This window comes from Amycolatopsis sp. 3B14, from assembly GCF_050958625.1.
GTDB classification, from domain to species: domain Bacteria; phylum Actinomycetota; class Actinomycetes; order Mycobacteriales; family Pseudonocardiaceae; genus Amycolatopsis_E; species Amycolatopsis_E thermoflava.
On sequence record NZ_JBHZEN010000016.1, the window covers coordinates 41,624 to 57,812 of the forward strand.

Annotated in this window: 15 protein-coding genes and 2 pseudogenes; 9 read left to right on the plus strand and 8 right to left on the minus strand. The window is 73.1% G+C overall.

Annotation, left to right across the window (positions count from 1 at the left end):
* Window positions 1–37 precede the first annotated feature (37 nt).
* Window positions 38–928 carry an RNA polymerase sigma factor SigJ gene (gene sigJ / locus ACCP09_RS08730; protein WP_123683687.1) on the plus strand — a complete coding sequence of 297 codons (891 nt, stop codon included), beginning with the start codon at window positions 38–40 and terminating at the stop codon, window positions 926–928.
* Here the strand turns inward: sigJ and ACCP09_RS08735 are convergent, their stop codons facing one another.
* Window positions 929–1,816, minus strand: coding sequence for a LysR substrate-binding domain-containing protein (locus ACCP09_RS08735; protein WP_433744787.1), 888 nt, complete (start codon window positions 1,814–1,816; stop codon window positions 929–931).
* A gap of 71 nt (window positions 1,817–1,887) precedes the next feature.
* On the opposite strand from ACCP09_RS08735, the gene ACCP09_RS08740 reads away from it, so the two are divergent.
* Both ACCP09_RS08740 and ACCP09_RS08745 read left to right on the plus strand, forming a co-directional pair.
* Window positions 1,888–2,283: a hypothetical protein gene (locus ACCP09_RS08740; protein ID WP_433744790.1), complete on the plus strand. Its 396-nt coding sequence runs from the start codon at window positions 1,888–1,890 to the stop codon at window positions 2,281–2,283.
* Window positions 2,276–3,820 carry a multicopper oxidase family protein gene (locus ACCP09_RS08745; RefSeq protein ID WP_433744793.1) on the plus strand — a complete coding sequence of 515 codons (1,545 nt, stop codon included), beginning with the start codon at window positions 2,276–2,278 and terminating at the stop codon, window positions 3,818–3,820. Before ACCP09_RS08740 ends, ACCP09_RS08745 begins: the two co-directional genes overlap by 8 nt.
* Here ACCP09_RS08745 and ACCP09_RS08750 read toward each other — a convergent pair.
* Window positions 3,817–4,766, minus strand: a pseudogene (locus ACCP09_RS08750) (IS481 family transposase). The gene ACCP09_RS08745 and the pseudogene ACCP09_RS08750 overlap by 4 nt on opposite strands.
* A gap of 43 nt (window positions 4,767–4,809) precedes the next feature.
* On the minus strand, window positions 4,810–5,976 hold the full coding sequence (locus ACCP09_RS08755) for an amidohydrolase family protein (protein ID WP_433744796.1): 1,167 nt from the start codon (window positions 5,974–5,976) through the stop codon (window positions 4,810–4,812).
* Between the two features lie 80 nt (window positions 5,977–6,056).
* Here ACCP09_RS08755 and ACCP09_RS08760 point away from each other — a divergent pair, with 80 nt between their 5' ends.
* A complete protein-coding gene (locus ACCP09_RS08760; RefSeq protein ID WP_433744798.1) occupies window positions 6,057–7,022 on the plus strand; it encodes a lipase family alpha/beta hydrolase in 966 nt (321 codons plus the stop codon).
* A pseudogene (locus ACCP09_RS08765) lies at window positions 6,988–7,538 on the plus strand (SCO6745 family protein); the annotation flags it as partial. The gene ACCP09_RS08760 and the pseudogene ACCP09_RS08765, both read left to right, overlap by 35 nt.
* A 16-nt stretch (window positions 7,539–7,554) precedes the next feature.
* Here ACCP09_RS08765 and ACCP09_RS08770 read toward each other — a convergent pair.
* From ACCP09_RS08770 to ACCP09_RS08785, 4 genes are read right to left on the minus strand one after another with little or no spacing between them, the layout of a single operon-like run.
* Window positions 7,555–7,794: a hypothetical protein gene (locus tag ACCP09_RS08770; protein ID WP_123683692.1), complete on the minus strand. Its 240-nt coding sequence runs from the start codon at window positions 7,792–7,794 to the stop codon at window positions 7,555–7,557.
* 25 nt (window positions 7,795–7,819) lie between these two features.
* Window positions 7,820–9,610, minus strand: coding sequence for a helix-turn-helix domain-containing protein (locus ACCP09_RS08775; RefSeq protein ID WP_027932131.1), 1,791 nt, complete (start codon window positions 9,608–9,610; stop codon window positions 7,820–7,822).
* A gap of 4 nt (window positions 9,611–9,614) precedes the next feature.
* Entirely contained in the window at window positions 9,615–10,946 is a 1,332-nt protein-coding gene (locus ACCP09_RS08780) for an MFS transporter (protein WP_123683693.1), read from the minus strand.
* Between the two features lie 34 nt (window positions 10,947–10,980).
* Window positions 10,981–11,730 (minus strand): 3-hydroxybutyrate dehydrogenase, encoded by a 750-nt coding sequence (locus ACCP09_RS08785; protein ID WP_433744803.1) that lies wholly within the window; start codon window positions 11,728–11,730, stop codon window positions 10,981–10,983.
* Window positions 11,731–11,853: 123 nt separating this feature from the next.
* Between ACCP09_RS08785 and trxA the strand changes: the two genes are divergently transcribed.
* Window positions 11,854–12,222, plus strand: coding sequence for a thioredoxin (trxA, locus tag ACCP09_RS08790; RefSeq protein ID WP_017987207.1), 369 nt, complete (start codon window positions 11,854–11,856; stop codon window positions 12,220–12,222).
* Between the two features lie 39 nt (window positions 12,223–12,261).
* A complete protein-coding gene (locus tag ACCP09_RS08795; protein ID WP_433744806.1) occupies window positions 12,262–13,116 on the plus strand; it encodes a hypothetical protein in 855 nt (284 codons plus the stop codon).
* A 403-nt stretch (window positions 13,117–13,519) separates the two neighbouring features.
* Here ACCP09_RS08795 and ACCP09_RS08800 read toward each other — a convergent pair whose 3' ends face one another.
* A complete protein-coding gene (locus tag ACCP09_RS08800) occupies window positions 13,520–14,083 on the minus strand; it encodes a TetR/AcrR family transcriptional regulator (protein ID WP_433744809.1) in 564 nt (187 codons plus the stop codon).
* Between the two features lie 32 nt (window positions 14,084–14,115).
* On the opposite strand from ACCP09_RS08800, the gene ACCP09_RS08805 reads away from it, so the two are divergent.
* Window positions 14,116–15,261 (plus strand): FAD-dependent monooxygenase, encoded by a 1,146-nt coding sequence (locus ACCP09_RS08805; protein WP_433744812.1) that lies wholly within the window; start codon window positions 14,116–14,118, stop codon window positions 15,259–15,261.
* 37 nt (window positions 15,262–15,298) lie between these two features.
* Entirely contained in the window at window positions 15,299–16,093 is a 795-nt protein-coding gene (locus tag ACCP09_RS08810) for an SAM-dependent methyltransferase (RefSeq protein ID WP_433744815.1), read from the plus strand.
* Window positions 16,094–16,189 lie beyond the last annotated feature (96 nt).

Consider the following 16,189-nt stretch of genomic DNA (forward strand, 5'->3'; position numbering starts at 1 on the left):
TGGTGGAGAAGGCACGACCGAGGGAGCCGAGCACACGATGACCGAACCGGACGACGGCCTGACCGCGATCATGAGCGAACGGCGTCAGCTGATCAACCTGGCGTACCGGCTCCTCGGGTCGCTCGCCGAGGCCGAGGACGTGGTCCAGGAGACCTACGCCCGCTGGTACGCCATGTCCCGCGACGAGCAGGACGCCATCGCCTCCCCCGGCGCCTGGCTGACCAAGGTGGCCGGCCGCCTCTGCCTCAACGTGCTGTCCTCGGCCCGCGCGCGGCGGGAAACCTACGTGGGGGAATGGATTCCCGAGCCGGTGCCGGACAGCTCGGAATGGCGCCCCGCCGACCCCGCCGACCGGGTCACGCTCGACGAGTCGGTCAGCATGGCCTTCCTCGTGGTGCTCGACTCGATGACCCCGGCCGAGCGCGTCGCGTTCATCCTGCACGACGTCTTCCGCTACTCGTTCGCCGAAATCGCCGAGGTCGTCGGGCGCACCCCGGCGGCGTGCCGCCAGCTGGCCTCGTCGGCGCGCCGCCGCGTCCGCGACGCCCAGGCCCCCGCCACGCCGGTCTCGCGGCAGGCCCAGGTCGTCCGCGACTTCAAACGGGCCTGGGAAGCACGCGACATCGAAGCCCTCCTCGGCCTGCTCGCTCCCGACGCCACGGCGATCAGCGACGGCGGCGGCCTGGTCAGCACGGTGCTCCACCCGGTCCAGGGCGCCGAACGGATCCTGAGCGCCCTGGCCCGCCTCGAACACCGGTTCCGCGGGCACACGCTGCTGGAGCGCACCGTCAACGGCCAGCCCGGCCTGGTCGCCCAGGAGGACGGCGTCACCGTGTCCGTGTACGCGTTCGAGATCGCGGACGAGAAGATCCAGCGCATCTGGGCGGTGCGCAACCCGGAGAAGCTGCGCGCGTGGACCGCGAGCTGATCACCGGTCGCCGTCGGGCCAGTCCCAGCCGGTGATCGTGTCCCGCATCAGCCGCGCCGCGGGCGAGAGGTGACTGCCCGCGCCCCAGTGCAGGGTGACCCGGCGGCGGCAGTCGGGGCTGTCGACGGCGACCCAGGCGAGCGGGGCCTGGACGGCGGTGCGGCGGGCGAAACCCGGCACGAGACCGATGCCCAGCCCGGCACCGATCAGCTCCGCGATGGCGCCGGGCTCGTCGCTCTCGCAGACGATCTTCGGTGTGAGGTCGCGGGCGGCGAAGACCCGGTGGAGCAGCCGGCGCAGCCAGTGGCCGCGGCGGGCGGTGACGAACGGCTGCCCGGCGAGTTCCTCGATCGTCACGGACGTGCGGCGCGCCAGCGGGTGGTCGAGTGCCGTGCCCACGCCCACGGCGTCGTCGAACAGCTGCACCGACTCCAGCCCGTCGGCGTGGATGGGCTGCGACGCGACGCACAGGTCGACGTCCTGGGCCCGCAGCCGTCGCGGCATGTCCTCGGCAGGCGACCACTGGAGCTCGATCTCGGCCGACGGGTGGGCGCGCTTGTAGGCCGCGAGCGGACCGGTGAGGGTGAGGAACGTTTCCGAGGCGAGCCGCACGGCGCCCAGTCCCGTACTGACGGCCTCGGCCACGGCGCGGCGCCCCGCGTCCAGCTCCCCGAGGGACCGTTCGACGTGATCGCGGAAGAGCCTGCCCGCGTCGTTCAGCCGGAGCCGGCCGCTCCGGTCGAACAGCGGAGTGCCGAGCTCGCTCTCCAGCCGGGCGATGGTGCGGCTCAGCGACGGCTGGGCGACGCGCAGTTCCTCGGCCGCCCGGCTGAGGTGCTCCAGCCGGGCCACCACCAGGAACTGCCGCAGCGAGGTCAGCTCCACCATGCCTCCCGCGTCATAACACTATAGCGATATTGATCTTAGACAAGATAGCAGTAGAGAAATAGCTTCGAGCCGTGCAACGAACGACAACGCCCGCCGGATGGGCTTTCCGGGCCGTCGTCAGCGCGCACCTGGTGGCGATCGCCGGTCAGCCGGTGTTCGCCGGGGTGTACCTGACCGGTGACTTCGACAGCCTGCGCTGGCACGCGCTCGGCGCCGACGTGACGAGCTCACTCGGCTACCTGCAGCTCATCGTGGCGATCGTGGTCTGGGTGCGGCTGCGCCGGTCCTGGCCATTCCTCGGGACCGTGGCGGTGGCCGCGGCCGAGACAGTGCAGTACTTCGCCGGGCTGGACGGCGCACTGTGGTTGCACGTCCCGCTCGGCGTGATCACGATCGCCGCGCTGGTCGTGCAGTTCGTCGCCGTCTGGCGCGGTCCCCTCGCACGACGGGAGGCGCGCGATGCCTGACCAGGGCCTGACCCGGCGGCAGGTGCTGGGCATCGGCGGTGCGCTCGGGCTGGTGGCGGCCACCGGCTTGTCGACCGCGGCCGCGCTGGCCCGCCGTCCGCCGGTGACCGGCGCGGAACTGCGCAGCGCGGCGCCGCTGCCGCCGCCGTTCCAGGTGCCGCTGCCGATCCCGCCCGTGCTGCGACCGGCCGGTCCCGGCCGCTACGAGATCACCCAGCGAGAGGCGAGCGCGGAGATCCTGCCCGGCCTGCGCACTCCACTGTGGACGTACGAGGGCACGTTCCCCGGCCCCACCATCGAATCGCGCCGCGGCTACCCGGTCACGGTGACGCACCGCAACGAGCTGCCCGTGCCGACCGTCGTGCACCTGCACGGCGGCCGCACCCCGGCGGACTCCGACGGATACCCCACCGATCTCGTCCTTCCCCGGTCCACAATGCACACCGGGCACGCGATGCACGATCCGCGCGCCGTGGTGACCGAGCTGACGCGCGACTACACCTTCCCGCTGGACCAGCGGCCCGCGCTGCTGTGGTACCACGACCACCGGATGGACTACACCGCGCCGGCGATCTGGCGCGGGCTGGCCGGGCTGCACATCGTGCGCGACGACGCCGAGGAATCGCTGGGGCTGCCCGCGGGATCCCGCGAACTGCCGCTGATGATCGCCGACCGCGCGTTCGCCGCCGACGGCAGCCTGATCTACCCCGCGCTGCCGGACCGGCCGGGCGTGACCGAGGAGTACCTCGCCGGTGTGCTCGGCGACGTGATCCTGGTGAACGGCGCGCCGTGGCCGGTGCACGAGGTCGACGCGGCCCGCTACCGGCTCCGCGTGCTCAACGCCTCCAACGCCCGGCACTACGAACTCGAGGCCGTCACCGACGACGGACGACGGCTCGACCTCGTCCAGATCGGCGCCGACCAGGGACTGCTCGCCGCGCCGGTCACGCACTCGGCGCTGCCGGTCGCGCCGGCCGAACGCTACGACGTGATCGTCGACTTCGCCGGCGTTCCGGTCGGCGGCCGCGTCCGGATCCGGAACCGGCTGGGGGCGGGCCGCACGCGGGACGTGATGGCGTTCCGCGTCGTCCGCCGCGCCACCGACGACAGCCGGATCCCCGGCGTGCTCTCGGCCGACCTGCCGGCCTGGCAGCGGTCCGACGCGGTGCGGGTGCGCGAGTTCGCCTTCCGCGCGGGACGGACGCACGGCCGCCACGGCTGGCTGATCGGCGGGCTGCCGTTCGACCCGGCCCGCTCCGATGTCGTCACCGCGCTCCGCGACGTCGAGGTGTGGCGTCTGGTCGCCGACGTCCACCACCCGGTCCACCTGCACCTGGCCGGGTTCCGGGTCCTCTCGCGCGGCGGCCGCCCGCCGCTGCCGCACGATGCGGGGCTCAAGGACACCGTCTCGTTGCGACCGGGGGAATCGGTGGAGATCATCACCCGGTTCGACGGCTACCGCGGCCGGTACCTCTTCCACTGCCACAACGCCGAACACGAGGACATGGGCATGATGGCCAACCTCGAGATCATCTAGCTGTATGAGGCCGTGACGTTGGTGACGCCGGTGCGGAGTCGGGTTGCTGGTGGCTGGTTTCCGGCGGCGGTGTGTGGTCGATGGTAGTTGTAGTGGATGTTCCAGATGGCCAGGGTTGCGGTGCGGTGTTCTTCGCTGGTCCAGGTGTGAGCGTAGAGGAACTCTTCGGTCAAGATGCGGTTGTAGCGTTCGACTTTCCCGTTGTGGCGTGGGGTGTAGGGGGTGATCCGCTGGTGGCGGGCGCCGCGTAGGACGGTGGCGAAGTCTTTCGCGCGGTAGCAGGCGCCGTTGTCGGTTACCAGGCGGTGGATGTGGGTGATGCCGTGGCGGGCGAAGAACGCCCGGATGCGGTGGACGAATCCGATCGCGGTGCGGGCCTTCTCGTCGGGTAGGGCTTCGGTGTAGGCCAGGCGGGAGTAGCCGTCGATGGCGGAGTGCAGGTAGGTGTAGCGGGGTCGCTGGCCTCGGGTTTTGCCGCCGGCGACCTGCCGGTCGTGGTCGCTGCTTTTGCAGTGGACGCGCCAGCCACCACTGTCGGGGATCTTGATCTGCCGTGGTTGCCGGTTGTTCTGGCCGGTGGGGTCGAGGAACCGTCGCCGGTTCAGCCCGAGCTGCAGCAGGTGCCAGCTCACGGTCCGCGCGGAGATGGTGATGCCCTCGCAGGCCAGCTCGGTGGCGATGCGGCCAGCGGAGTACTTCCGCTGCCGGCGTAGCTGTTCGATCCGGGCCACCACGTCGGCTGGGGTGGCGGTCGGCTGGTGGTGCGGGACGCTGGCCGGTCGAGCAGACCGGCCTCGCCATAGCGGCGCCAGCGGTTGACCCACTTGGACGCGCATTGCCGCGAGATGCCCATTTCGGCGGCGACGTGGGCGATCGGGCGGGTCTGGCAACGCACGACAAGCCGGCGGCGGCCCTCAACAGACAGCGGGGCATCACGGTGGTGCATGGACGGGTCCCCTCCTCTCGGCCCCCCTCAGCCGGCATCAACGTCATGACCCGCAACATCTAGCTGTGCCGGCCAGCCACACCTGCGCCGGGCGCGCCAGCGCCGTGATGTCGGTCAGCGGGTCGCCGTCCACCAGCAGCAGGTCGGCGTCGAAACCGGGGCGGATGCGGCCCTTGCGGTCCAGGCCCGCGACCTCCGCCGCCAGCGACGTCGCCGATGCCAGCGCGGCCTCCGCCGGGATTCCGCCGTCCACCAGCCACTCCACCGCGGTGGCGAGCATCCCGTGCGGCTTGCCCGGGGAGATGCCGGAGTCGCCGCCGGACACGATCCGCACGCCGGCGTCTGCCATCCGCGCCACCTGGCCGATCCGGTCGCGGATCGTGGAACCCGTCCGTTCCAGGAACTCACGCAACGCGGGCGGCGGCGTCATCTCGCCGACCGCGCCGAGCGTGGGGCACACGGTGATCCCGCGGGCGGCGATCGTGGCGGCCAGCTCGTCGCTCATCCGGATGCCCTCGGGCGTGAAGCAGCTGCAGTGCTCGATGCCGTCCACGCCGGCGGCCACCGCCTGCTCCACCGACGGCGTGCCGTGCGCGTGCGCGGTCACCGGCAGCCCGGCCGCGTGGGCCTCCTCGACGATCAGCCGCAGCTCGTCCAGAGTGAACTGGCAGGCCATGATGTCGGTGCCCGGCGTCATGCCGCCGCCGCTGGCCATGACCTTCACGATGTCCACGCCGCGCTCGGCCCGCTCGGCGACGGCCGCGCGCAGGCCGTCGGCGCCGCTCGCCTCGCCGCCCATGTTCCAGCAGTGCCCGCGGGGACTGGTGATCGGCGGCCCCGCGGCGACGATCGACGGCAGGCCGGGCCGGCCCCGCCAGCGCAGCGTGGCGTACCGGCGATCGCCGAGGTCGCGCACGCTGGTCACCCCGGCGGCCAGCTGGGCTTGCAGCGCCCGCTCGATCACGCCGTCCAGCTCGTCCTCGGAGTAGTCCGCGAGCCGGTCGAGCGCGCCGAAACCGCCGTCGCCGGAGAGGTGCGTGTGCATGTCGATCAGTCCGGGCAGCAACGTGCCCGGCGATTCGACCACCGGCCAGTCCGGCACCGGGCCGCCGAGCCGCGCGATGGCGCCGTCCTGGACGAGCACCGGCAGGTCGCGGTGGGCGCGTTCGCCGTCGAAGACCTGGGCCGCGCGGATCACGAAGGTGTTCACCACCGTGAAGTCGCTTCCCCGGCCGCCCGCGTGACAAGATCCCCTCGGTTCACACGACGGAGTGTGCCGGAAGGACGGTCATGAAGCGCTCGTTGCTCGCCCTGCTGGTCCTCGTGTGCGCGGTCCTGGCGCCCGCGTCCGCCGCCGCCGCGGACGGTCCCGCATTGCGGGTCCCGGAGGCCGCGCTCGACGCGGCGCTGGTGTGTTCCGGTGATGTCCGCGGGTCCGGGCACAACCCGATCCTGCTGGTCGCCGGGACGACGCTGACGCCGGAGGTGTTCGCCTGGAACTACGGGCCCGCGCTGACCGCGCTGGGCCGTCCGTTCTGCACGGTCGCCCTGCCGGACAACGGGATGGCCGACATCCAGGTCGCCGCCGAGTACGTCGTGCACGCGATCCGCGCGGTCAGCGCCGCGTCCGGGCGGGACGTCGACATCGTCGGGCACAGCCAGGGCGGGATGGTCCCGCGCTGGGCGCTCAAGTACTGGCCGGACACGCGCTCCCGGGTGGGGGACGTGATCGGGCTGGCGCCGTCGAACCACGGCACGGTCGTGGCTGCGGCCGTCTGCCTGCCGGGCTGCGCGCCCGCGTTCTGGCAGCAGCGCACCGGGTCGGCGTTCCTGACCGCGCTGAACAGCGGCGCGGAAACCTGGGCTGGCATCGAGTACACGAACGTCTACACGGTGCTGGACGAGGTGGTCGCGCCCAACCTGAACGACTACGGCAGCTCGTCGCTGCACACCGGGCAGGGGCGGATCAGCAACGTCGGCCTGCAGGAGGTGTGCCCGGCGCACGTCGCCGACCACCTGACCACCGGCACCACCGACGGCGTCGCGTTCGCGCTCGTGGTGGACGCCCTCACCCACGACGGCCCGGCCGACCCCGCGCGGCTGCCCGCGGACGTCTGCACGCGCCTGCTGATGCCCGGCGTGGACCCGGTGTTCCTCGCCGTGAACGAGGCCCGGATGGCGACGGTCGTGGCGACGCAGGTCGCGCTGTACCCGCACGTTCCGGCGGAACCCCCGTTGGCGGAGTACGCCCGCTGAAACCGGTGATCGGCCTTCTACAACTTCGCCGACGGTGAGGCCGCGCGGCACATCCCGAGCGCGTGGGAGACGATCCCGCCCGAGGCGTCCGCGGCCGCGCGGGAGCGGGGCAGCGCGGCCTCCCTGCGGCGGATCCTCGGCGACGAGCTGGCCGGTTCTCCCGGCCTGGCGCGCGCCGCCTACCTGACCACCCAGGCCGCGACGAGCGCGCCCACCGCGGGGCGGGTGATGTACGCCGGGCTGCGCGCCCGTCCGGTGCCGGGCGATCCGGTCGCCCGGCTGTGGCACTCCGCGAACATGCTGCGCGAGCACCGCGGCGACGGGCACGTCGCCGCTCTCGTCGGCGCCGACGGCCGATTCACCGACGCGGGCCGCGAGACCAAGCGGCGCGTCGAAGCCCTCACCGACGAACTCGCGACCCCGCCGTACGAGGCGCTTTCCCCCGCCGAGCTCGACGAGCTGATCGCCGAACTCGAACCCATCACCGCGAGGCTGGTGGCCGCCGGATCGCGCTGAGGGATTCTCGCCCGCGTCAAGCGCCGAGGGTGTCGATCTGGGTCGACAGGATCGCGGCCTGTTCGTCGAGCTCGCGGTCCTCCGGCTGCTCCCCCACCCGCTGCCGCAGCGTCTCGCGCTCGATGACGGTCAGCGCGCCCTCGTGGCGGGACAGCTCCTCGGCAGGCAACACCGCGAGGCTGCCCTCCTGCAGGACCAGCTGCGCGCCGTTCCCGGCGTCCAGCAGCGCCTTCAGATCACCCGCGGTCACGTTCATCGGGCCTCCCTTCGTCGGCCCCCGGCTACCCGCTCCGCCGCCCCGTCAAGCGTTGCACCCGCAGCGCCAGCTGGATCTCCAGCGCCCGCCCCGGCTCCTGCCAGTCGTCGCCGAGCAGGGTCGCTATCCGGTCCAGCCGCTGCACCACCGTGTTGACGTGCACGTGCAGCGCCTCCTTCGCGCGCGTCAGGTTGCCGCCCGCCGCGAAGTACGCGTGCAACGTTCCGATCAGGTCGGTGCCACGCCGCTCGTCGTAGTCGAGCACCGGGCCGAGCGTGCGCCGCACGAAGCCGGTCAGGTCGCCGCGCTCGCCGAGCAGCACCCCGAGGAACCCGAGCCCGCCCGCGGACGCCCCCTCGCCGGACCGGCCCAGCGCCAGCAACGCCCGCAGGCACCGGACCGCCTCGGCATGGGCCGCGGCGATCGCCGCCGGGCCCCGCGCCGGGCCCGCCGCGCCGACCGTCACCGGCGTGTCCGTCGCCGCGGTCAGCGCCTCCGCGATCCGCGCGGCGACCACGTCGGGGTCGCCGCGGACCAGCAGCACGACCTCCTCCGCGTGGATCCCGGCGAGCGCGGCGTGCCGGGCCGCGGCCACCGCCAGCCGCGCGCGGGACACCGACTCGGCGTGCGCGACCAGGACCGCGTGCGGCTCGGTGAGGTCGACGCCCAGCCGTTCGGCGCGCGCGAGCAACGCGCCCGGGTTGCGGTCCGGCGCGGTGAGCAGGTCGGTCAGCAGCTCGCCGCGGACCTCGTCCTCGGCCTTCGCCACCGACCGGCGCAGCAGCAGCAACAACGCGGTCACCACGGCCGCCCGCTCGAACAGTCGCCGGTCGGCGTCGAGCAACGCCTCCCGGCCGGCGAGCACCATGCTGCCGAGGAGCTCGGGCCCGGCCTGCACGGCGCACACCAGCGACCCGCCGCCCGACACCGACCGTCCGGTGCTCCGCGACAGCGCCACCACCTCCGGGTCCGGTGCGGGCGGGGCGGTCCCGGCGTGCGCCAGCTCCTCGCCGGCAGCGTCGAACAGGCCGATCGAGCCGCGCAGGACGTCGGCCACCGCGGCCGCCACCTCCGGCACGTCCCCGCCACGCAGCACCAGGTCCATGAGCCGGTCGTGCGCCTCCTCGGCGCGGTGCATCGCCGCGGAGTGCGAGCTGATCTCGTCCAGCAGCCGGGCGTTGTCCAGCGCGATGACCGCGTGGTCGGCCAGCGAGGACAGCAGCGCGACCTCGTCCGGGGTGAACTCGCGGGGCGTGCGGTCGGACGCGTAGAGCACCCCGATCACCGCGCCGCCCAGCGACAACGGGACGCCGAGGATGCCGGCCAGGCCCTCGTCGCGCACCGCGTCGTCGATCGGCTTGGTGTGCAGGAACCGCTCGTCCCGGAAGTAGTCCGGTGTCGCGTACGGGCGCGCGCTCTGCGCGACCAGGCCGCCGAGCCCCTCGCCCATGCCCAGGATGACTTCCTTGAACAGGGGGGACACGCATCCGTCGGTGACGCGCATGTAGGTGCGCCCGGCGGCCTCGTCGTTGAGGCTGAGGTAGGAGACGTCCGCGCCGAGCAGCGTGCGGGCCCGCCGCACGATCGACCGCAGCACGGCGTCCGGATCGCGCAGGCGGGCCAGGTCGCTGGCCGTGTCGAACAACGCGGTCAGCTCGGCTTCGCGGCGGCGGTGCGCGGTCAGCGTGGCGTGGATGCGCAGGGCCAGTTCGGTGGCCTTGGGATGCGCGGCGCCGGCGTGCGCCAGCTGCTCGCTGCTCGCCCCGCCGGCGAGCAGGTCGAGCAGCCGGAGCACGTCGTCGTCCACGCCGATCATCGTCTCATCGCGTCGCCGGTTCCGGGGCGGTCGCCGGCTGCTCGTCGTGCAGCGAGCTGCCCGCGGTCTCCTTCGCGCTGGTCACCGCGATCACCGTGAGCACGCACATCACCACCACGTACAGCGAAACCGCCAGCGTGCCGCCGAACTCCTTGAACAACGCGACCGCGACGATCGGCGCGAGCGCGCCGGCGGCGATCGAGGACAGCTGCCCGCCGATCGACAGGCCGGTGTAGCGGACGCGGGTCGGGAACTGCTCGGCGAAGAACGCCGCCTGCGGGCCGTACATCGCGCCGTGCAGCACCAGGCCGATGGTCGCGGCGAGGATGATCATCCCGGACGAGCGCGTGTCCATCAGCGCGAAGAACGCGAACGCCCAGCCGGCCATGGCGACCGCGCCGAACAGGTACACCGGGCGGCGGCCGATCCGGTCGGACAGCGCGCCCCACAGCGGGATCGTCACGAAGTGGATCGCCGACCCGATGAGCACCGCGTTGAGCCCGGCCGACTTGCTGAGCCCCAGCGGGCCGGTGACGTAGACCAGGATGAACGCGGTCAGCACGTAGTAGGACACGTTCTCGGCCATGCGGGCGCCGATGGTGATCAGCACCCGGCGCCACGCGCCGCGGAAGACCTCCACCGCCGGGGCGCGGTGCTGCTCGCCGCGCTGACGGGCCTTCTCCTGCGCGGCCAGGAACACCGGCGACTCGGTGACGGTGAGCCGGATCCACAGGCCGATGATCACCAGCACGCCGGAGAGCAGGAACGGGATGCGCCAGCCCCACGCGGTGAACGCGGCGTCGGACTGAACCGCGGCGAGGATCGCGAGCACCGCGGTGGCCAGCAGGTTCCCGCCGGGCGCGCCGCACTGCGGCCAGGACGCCCAGAACCCGCGGCGGCGGTCGTCACCGTGCTCGGACACGATGAGCACCGCGCCGCCCCACTCGCCGCCGAGCGCGAAGCCCTGCACCAGCCGCAACGCCGTGAGCAGCAGCGGCGCGGCCACGCCGACCGTCGCGTAGGTCGGCAGCAGGCCCATCGCGCAGGTCGAGCCGCCCATCAGCAGCAGGCTGAACACCAGCAGCTTCTTGCGGCCGACGCGGTCGCCGAAGTGGCCGAACACCAGGCCGCCGAGCGGCCGGGCGAGGAAGCCGATGGCGTAGGTGGCGAACGAGAGCAGGGTCCCGGTCAGCGGATCGCTGCCGGGGAAGAAGAGCTTGTTGAAGACCAGGGCCGCGGCCGATCCGTAGAGGAAGAAGTCGTACCACTCGATCGTGGTGCCGATGAGGCTCGCGCCGACCACTTTCGCGATCGAGCGGTTCTCGCTGCGGGGCATGGGGCAACACTCCTTTGTGCCGTGGCGGAAAACCTCAGGCGGCGGTCCAGCCGCCGTCGAGGGGCAGGGAAATCCCGGTGATGTGGCCGGACGAGGGGCCGCACAGCCAGCGCACCGCGTCCGCGACCTCGGCCGGGCCGATCAGCCGCTTGATGGCGGCGCGCCCGAGCAGGACCTCGCCGAGGATCTCGTCCTCGGGGCGTCCGTGCGCGGCGGCCTGGTCGGCGATCTGGTCGCGCACCAGCGGGGTGTCCACGTAACCCGGGCTGACGCAGTTGCTGGTCACCCCGTGCGGCGCACCCTCCAGTGCGGCCACTTTGGACAGTCCTTCGAGTGCGTGCTTGGCGGACACGTAGGCGGACTTGAAAGCGCTTGCGCGCAGGCCGTGCACGCTGGAGACGTTCACGATCCGGCCCCAGCCCTGCGCGTACATGTGCGGCAGCACCCGGCGGATCAGCAGGAACGGCGCGGTCACCATGACCTGGTGCATGCGGATGAACACGTCCGGCGGGAACTCGGTCAGCGGCGCGACGTGCTGGAAGCCGGCGTTGTTGACGAGGATGTCGGCGTCGGCGGGCAGGGCGTCAACGGCCGCGGGGTCGGCGAGGTCCGCGGTGTGCGCCCAGCCGCCGGTCTCGTCGGCGACGCGCGCCGCCGCGCCCGCGTTGATGTCCACCACGTGCACCTTCGCCCCGGCCTCGGCCAGGGCGTGCGCGCAGGCGCGCCCGATCCCGCTGCCGGCGCCGGTCACCAGCGCGACGCGCCCGTCCCAGTAGCCACTCATGGCGACAGACGGTAAGCGGCCTGGAGCGGGTTGCCTATGTGTTCGATGAACATAAGTTCCGAGGATCTTGTGGTGACCGGTGCTACCCGGAATAGGTGACGTCCGGGGCGTGTTGCACCGCTCATGGCGACGGTAACGCTGACCAAGGACAACTTCGAAGAGGTCGTCAACTCCGACGGCATGGTGCTCGTCGACTTCTGGGCGGCCTGGTGCGGGCCGTGCCGGATGTTCGCGCCCGTGTTCGAGGGTGCGGCCGACCGGCACGACGACATCGTGTTCGGCAAGGTCGACACCGAGGACCAGACCGAGCTGGCCCAGGCCTTCGGCATCCAGTCGATCCCGACGCTGATGGCGGTGCGGGACGGCGTCGTGCTCTACGCCCAGCCGGGCGCGCTGCCCGAGCAGAGCCTCGAGGAGCTGATCGGCAAGCTGCGCGAGGTCGACATGGACCAGGTGCGCGCGGAGATCGCGAAGCAGCAGCAGGCCGAATGACGGTTTGCCGGTGGTCGCCGGCGAGCCGATGATGGAGGCATGACGTCCCGGGGGTTCGACGCGGTCGCCGACGAGCTGTACGCGCTGCCCCGGGACGAGTTCACGCCGGCCCGCACCGAGCGGGCCAAGGAGGCGAAGGGCCGCCACCCTGAGCTCGCCAAGCGCATCAGCCAGCTGCGCAAACCGACCGTCGCCGCGTGGCTGGTGAACCAGGTGAGCCGGCGGCATCCGGACGAGATCGGGCAGCTCGCGGACCTGGGCGCGCGGTTGCGCACGGCGCACCAGAAGCTGGCGGGCGACGAGCTGCGCACGCTGTCGCGGCAGCGCAACGAGCTGATCCGGCGGCTGAGCGGACGGGCGGGTGGCGTCGCCGGCGAGGCGGGCGTCCCCTACAGCGACGTCGCGATGCGCCAGGTGGAGGACACATTCGAGGCGGCGGTGTCCGATCCGGACGCGGCGACGGAAGTGGCCGCGGGACGGCTTTCCGCGGCGTTGGAACCGTCCTCTTCGGAGGATTGGCTGGCGGCCGCGCTGGCTGCTTCCCCAAAGCGCAAAGCCGCGCCTGCGCCGGCCCCGAAGCCGCCGAAACGGGACCCGGAAGCCGAGCGTCGGCAGGCCGCACTCGAAGAGGCCCGCGCGAAGGCCGACGAGGCGGAGGCAGCCCGCGACGAGGCTCAGCAGGCGCTCGACGAGGTGAGCGCCCGGGCCGACAAGGCCACGGCGCGGGTGGCCGAGCTGCGCTCGCAACTGGACGACGCGAGCCGCGAAGAACGCGCGGTGCGCAAGGAGCTCGCCGCCGCCCGCAAGACCGCGACCGCAGCGAACAAGACCGCCGACGAGGCGCGACGGCAGGTCGCCGAGATGGAGTCGTTCGGCAAGCGACGGAAGCGCTGAGGCGCACGCGCCAAGCGATCAGCGGACGGAAACTGTTCCCGGCAGCGGCCGGATGCTGAGCACGACCCCCGGCAGCAGCGCCGCGAACTCAGCCGTGCTGTGGGCCAGGTCCAACGCCCGGGCCGCCCACCCACCAGCGACCAACAGGCAGAGGCCGCCTCCCCACCGGCCAGGCGCCGCCCCCAGGCAGCAGCGCCGCGAGTTCAGCCGTGCTCAACCCCAGCTCCGCCAACTCCGACGCCCGAGCCGCCCCACCCACCGGCGATCAGCAGGCGAAGATCACCGCGCCACCGGCCAGGCACCGACCCCCGGCAACAGCGCCACGAACTCGGCCGTGCTCAGCTCCAGCTCCGCCAACTCCAGCGCCCAGGCCGCCCACCCACCAGGGATCAACACGCGAAGATCACCGCTCCACCGGCCAGGTACCGACCCCCGGCAACAGCGCCACGAACTCGGCCGTGCTCAGCTCCAGCTCCGCCAACTCCGGCGCGCGAGCCACCCCGGCGCCGGCCACCGAATCGAACAGCACCCCGTCGCACCAGGCGATCAGCATCCGCGTGTGCCGCGCCGGGTCCGGGGAGCCCGCGCGCGCCAGCAGTTCGGCGCAGCTGTCGCGGAATCGCTGCCCCACCCGGTCGTAGATCGCCCGCAGCTCGGGCCGTCGCGTGGCCTCCAGCGCGAACTCGTAGCGCGCCACCAGCCGCGTGCGGCCGGTCGTCATCGCGGCGTGCAGGAACCGCGCGAGCGCCGGCGCCAACTCGTCGTCCGCCACCGTCAGCGACGCGTCGTCGAGTTCGGCGATCCGCCTCACCGCCAGCTCCAGCAGCGCCGCCCTGGTGCGGGCGTAGTACGAGGTCGACCCGGGCGGCAACCCCGCGGCCCGGTCGACGGCGCGGTGGGTCAGGCCACGCATCCCCTCCGCGGCGACCACCTCGATGGCCGCGTCGGCGATCGACGTCACGCGCACGCCGGTGACTCTACAGGCGTAGAGTCACCGGCGTGCGAACAGCAGCGGTGATCGGCGGCGGCATCGGCGGCCTGAGCGCGGCGATCGGGTTGCGCCGGGCGGGCTGGGAGGTCGCCGTCTTCGAACGAGCGCCGCGGTTCGCCGAGGTCGGCGCGGGCATCACGTTGTGGCCCAACGCTTTGCGCGCCCTGGAGTCACTCGGTTTCGACCTGGCGCCGCTCGCCGTGCCGCAGGTCAGCGGGCGGCTGCGGGACCACCACGGGCGCCTGCTGACCGAGGTCGACGGCGCCCGGTTCGAACGCGCGCTGGGCAAACCGCTCCTCGGCATCGCCCGCGCCCAGCTCCTCGACCTGCTGCGCGAGGCCATCCCGGCCGCGGACCTGCGGGCGGACACCACCGTCACCGCGGTGACCGGCGACGGCCGGGTGCGCTGGGACGGCGGCGAGCTCAGCGCCGATCTGGTCGTGGCGGCCGACGGCGTGCACAGCGCCGTCCGCTCGGCGCTCTGGCCAGGCCACCCCGGCCCGGTCCACACCGGGCACACCGCGTTCCGGGCGATCCTCGACGATCCGGGGCCGCTCGAGCTGTCCGGTCTGCTCGGGCCGGGCACCGAGGTCGGGATGGTGCCGCTGACCGGCGGCCGGCTGTACTGGTACCTGGCGTGCGAGTCGCCGGGCGGTGTCCGGCCCGCGGACCCGAAAGCCTTCCTGCGGTGCCACTTCGGCGACTGGCCCGAACCGCTGCCGAGCCTGATCGAGGCGACGCCGGGCGAGCGGTTCCTCCAGCACGATCTGCTCGCGCTGCGCACTCCCCTGCCGACGTACGTCCGCGGGCGGGTCGCGTTGCTCGGCGACGCCGCCCACGCCATGTCGCCGTACCTGGGCCAGGGCGGCTGCCAGGCCGTCGAAGACGCGGTCGTGCTCGCCGCCGCGACCGTCCGGCACGCGTCGGTCCACGACGCGCTGAGGGTGTACGACCGCGAACGCCGCCCGCGCAGCCAGGCGATCGCGCGCCGGTCCGACCAGGCCGGGCGGCTGGGCGCCCAGCTGAAGAACCCGCTTGCCGTCGCGGCACGCAACGCGGTGCTCCGGCTCATGCCGGCCGGGCTGTCGGTCCGCGCGGCCACCGCCGCCGCTCGCTGGAGCCCTCCCGGACCGTTGACCGCCGTGCCAGACTGAGCGGGTTCGCAGCACGCCGGACCGGTGGTGATCGCCGATGACCCAGCAGGAACGCACCACGGCGACGGCCGCGGGCGTGTACGACTGGTACCTGAACGGGCACCACCACCTGCCATGCGACGCCGAGGTGGCGATCGCGGCCCAGAAGATCTTCCCGCTCGCCGGGCGCGTCGCGCGCTACAACCGGGACTTCCTGCAGCGCGTGGTCCGCTGGATGACCGGGCACGGGATCCGGCAGTTCCTGGACATCGGCTCCGGCTACCCGGTGGCGGGCAACGTGCACGAGATCGCCCAGCGGTACGCGCCAGGTTCGCGGGTGGTCTACGTCGACCTGGATCCACGCACGGTCGAGGTGAGCAACGACCTGCTCGCCGGGGAGCCGGACGCGGCCTGCCTACTGGCCGACGCGCGCGAGCCGGAGGCGATCTTCGAGCGGGCCGGGCTGCTCGACTTCGGCGAGCCCGTGGGGCTGCTGATGGTGTCCGTGCTGCCCTTCGTGCCGGGCGACGTGCGCCCCCTGGTGCGGCGCTACCTCGACCGGCTCGCGCCGGGCAGCTACCTGGCGCTCACGCACATCACGACCCCGGAGGACGAAGGGCTGCAGCGCAAGCAGGAGGACGTGCGCGACACCTACAACGCCAAGGTGCGGCAGTCCGCGCAGGTGCGCGGGCGGGCCGAAGTGGCGGCGCTGTTCGACGGCACCGAGCTCGTCCCGCCCGGGCTGGTGCTCGGCACGCACTGGAACCCGCCGCGGGGCTACCTCCCGGACCCGGGCGACCAGGCGAGCGCCGTGTTGCTCGGCGCCGTCGGGCGGGTGCTCAGCGGGGCTTAGCCCTGGGCCGCGACGCAGCGTCGGGACGGCGCGAGATTCGCGCGCGCCTGGTCTTCGTGCGGCGTGCCGCCTCGGCCAACGCTGATCGCGCATGCC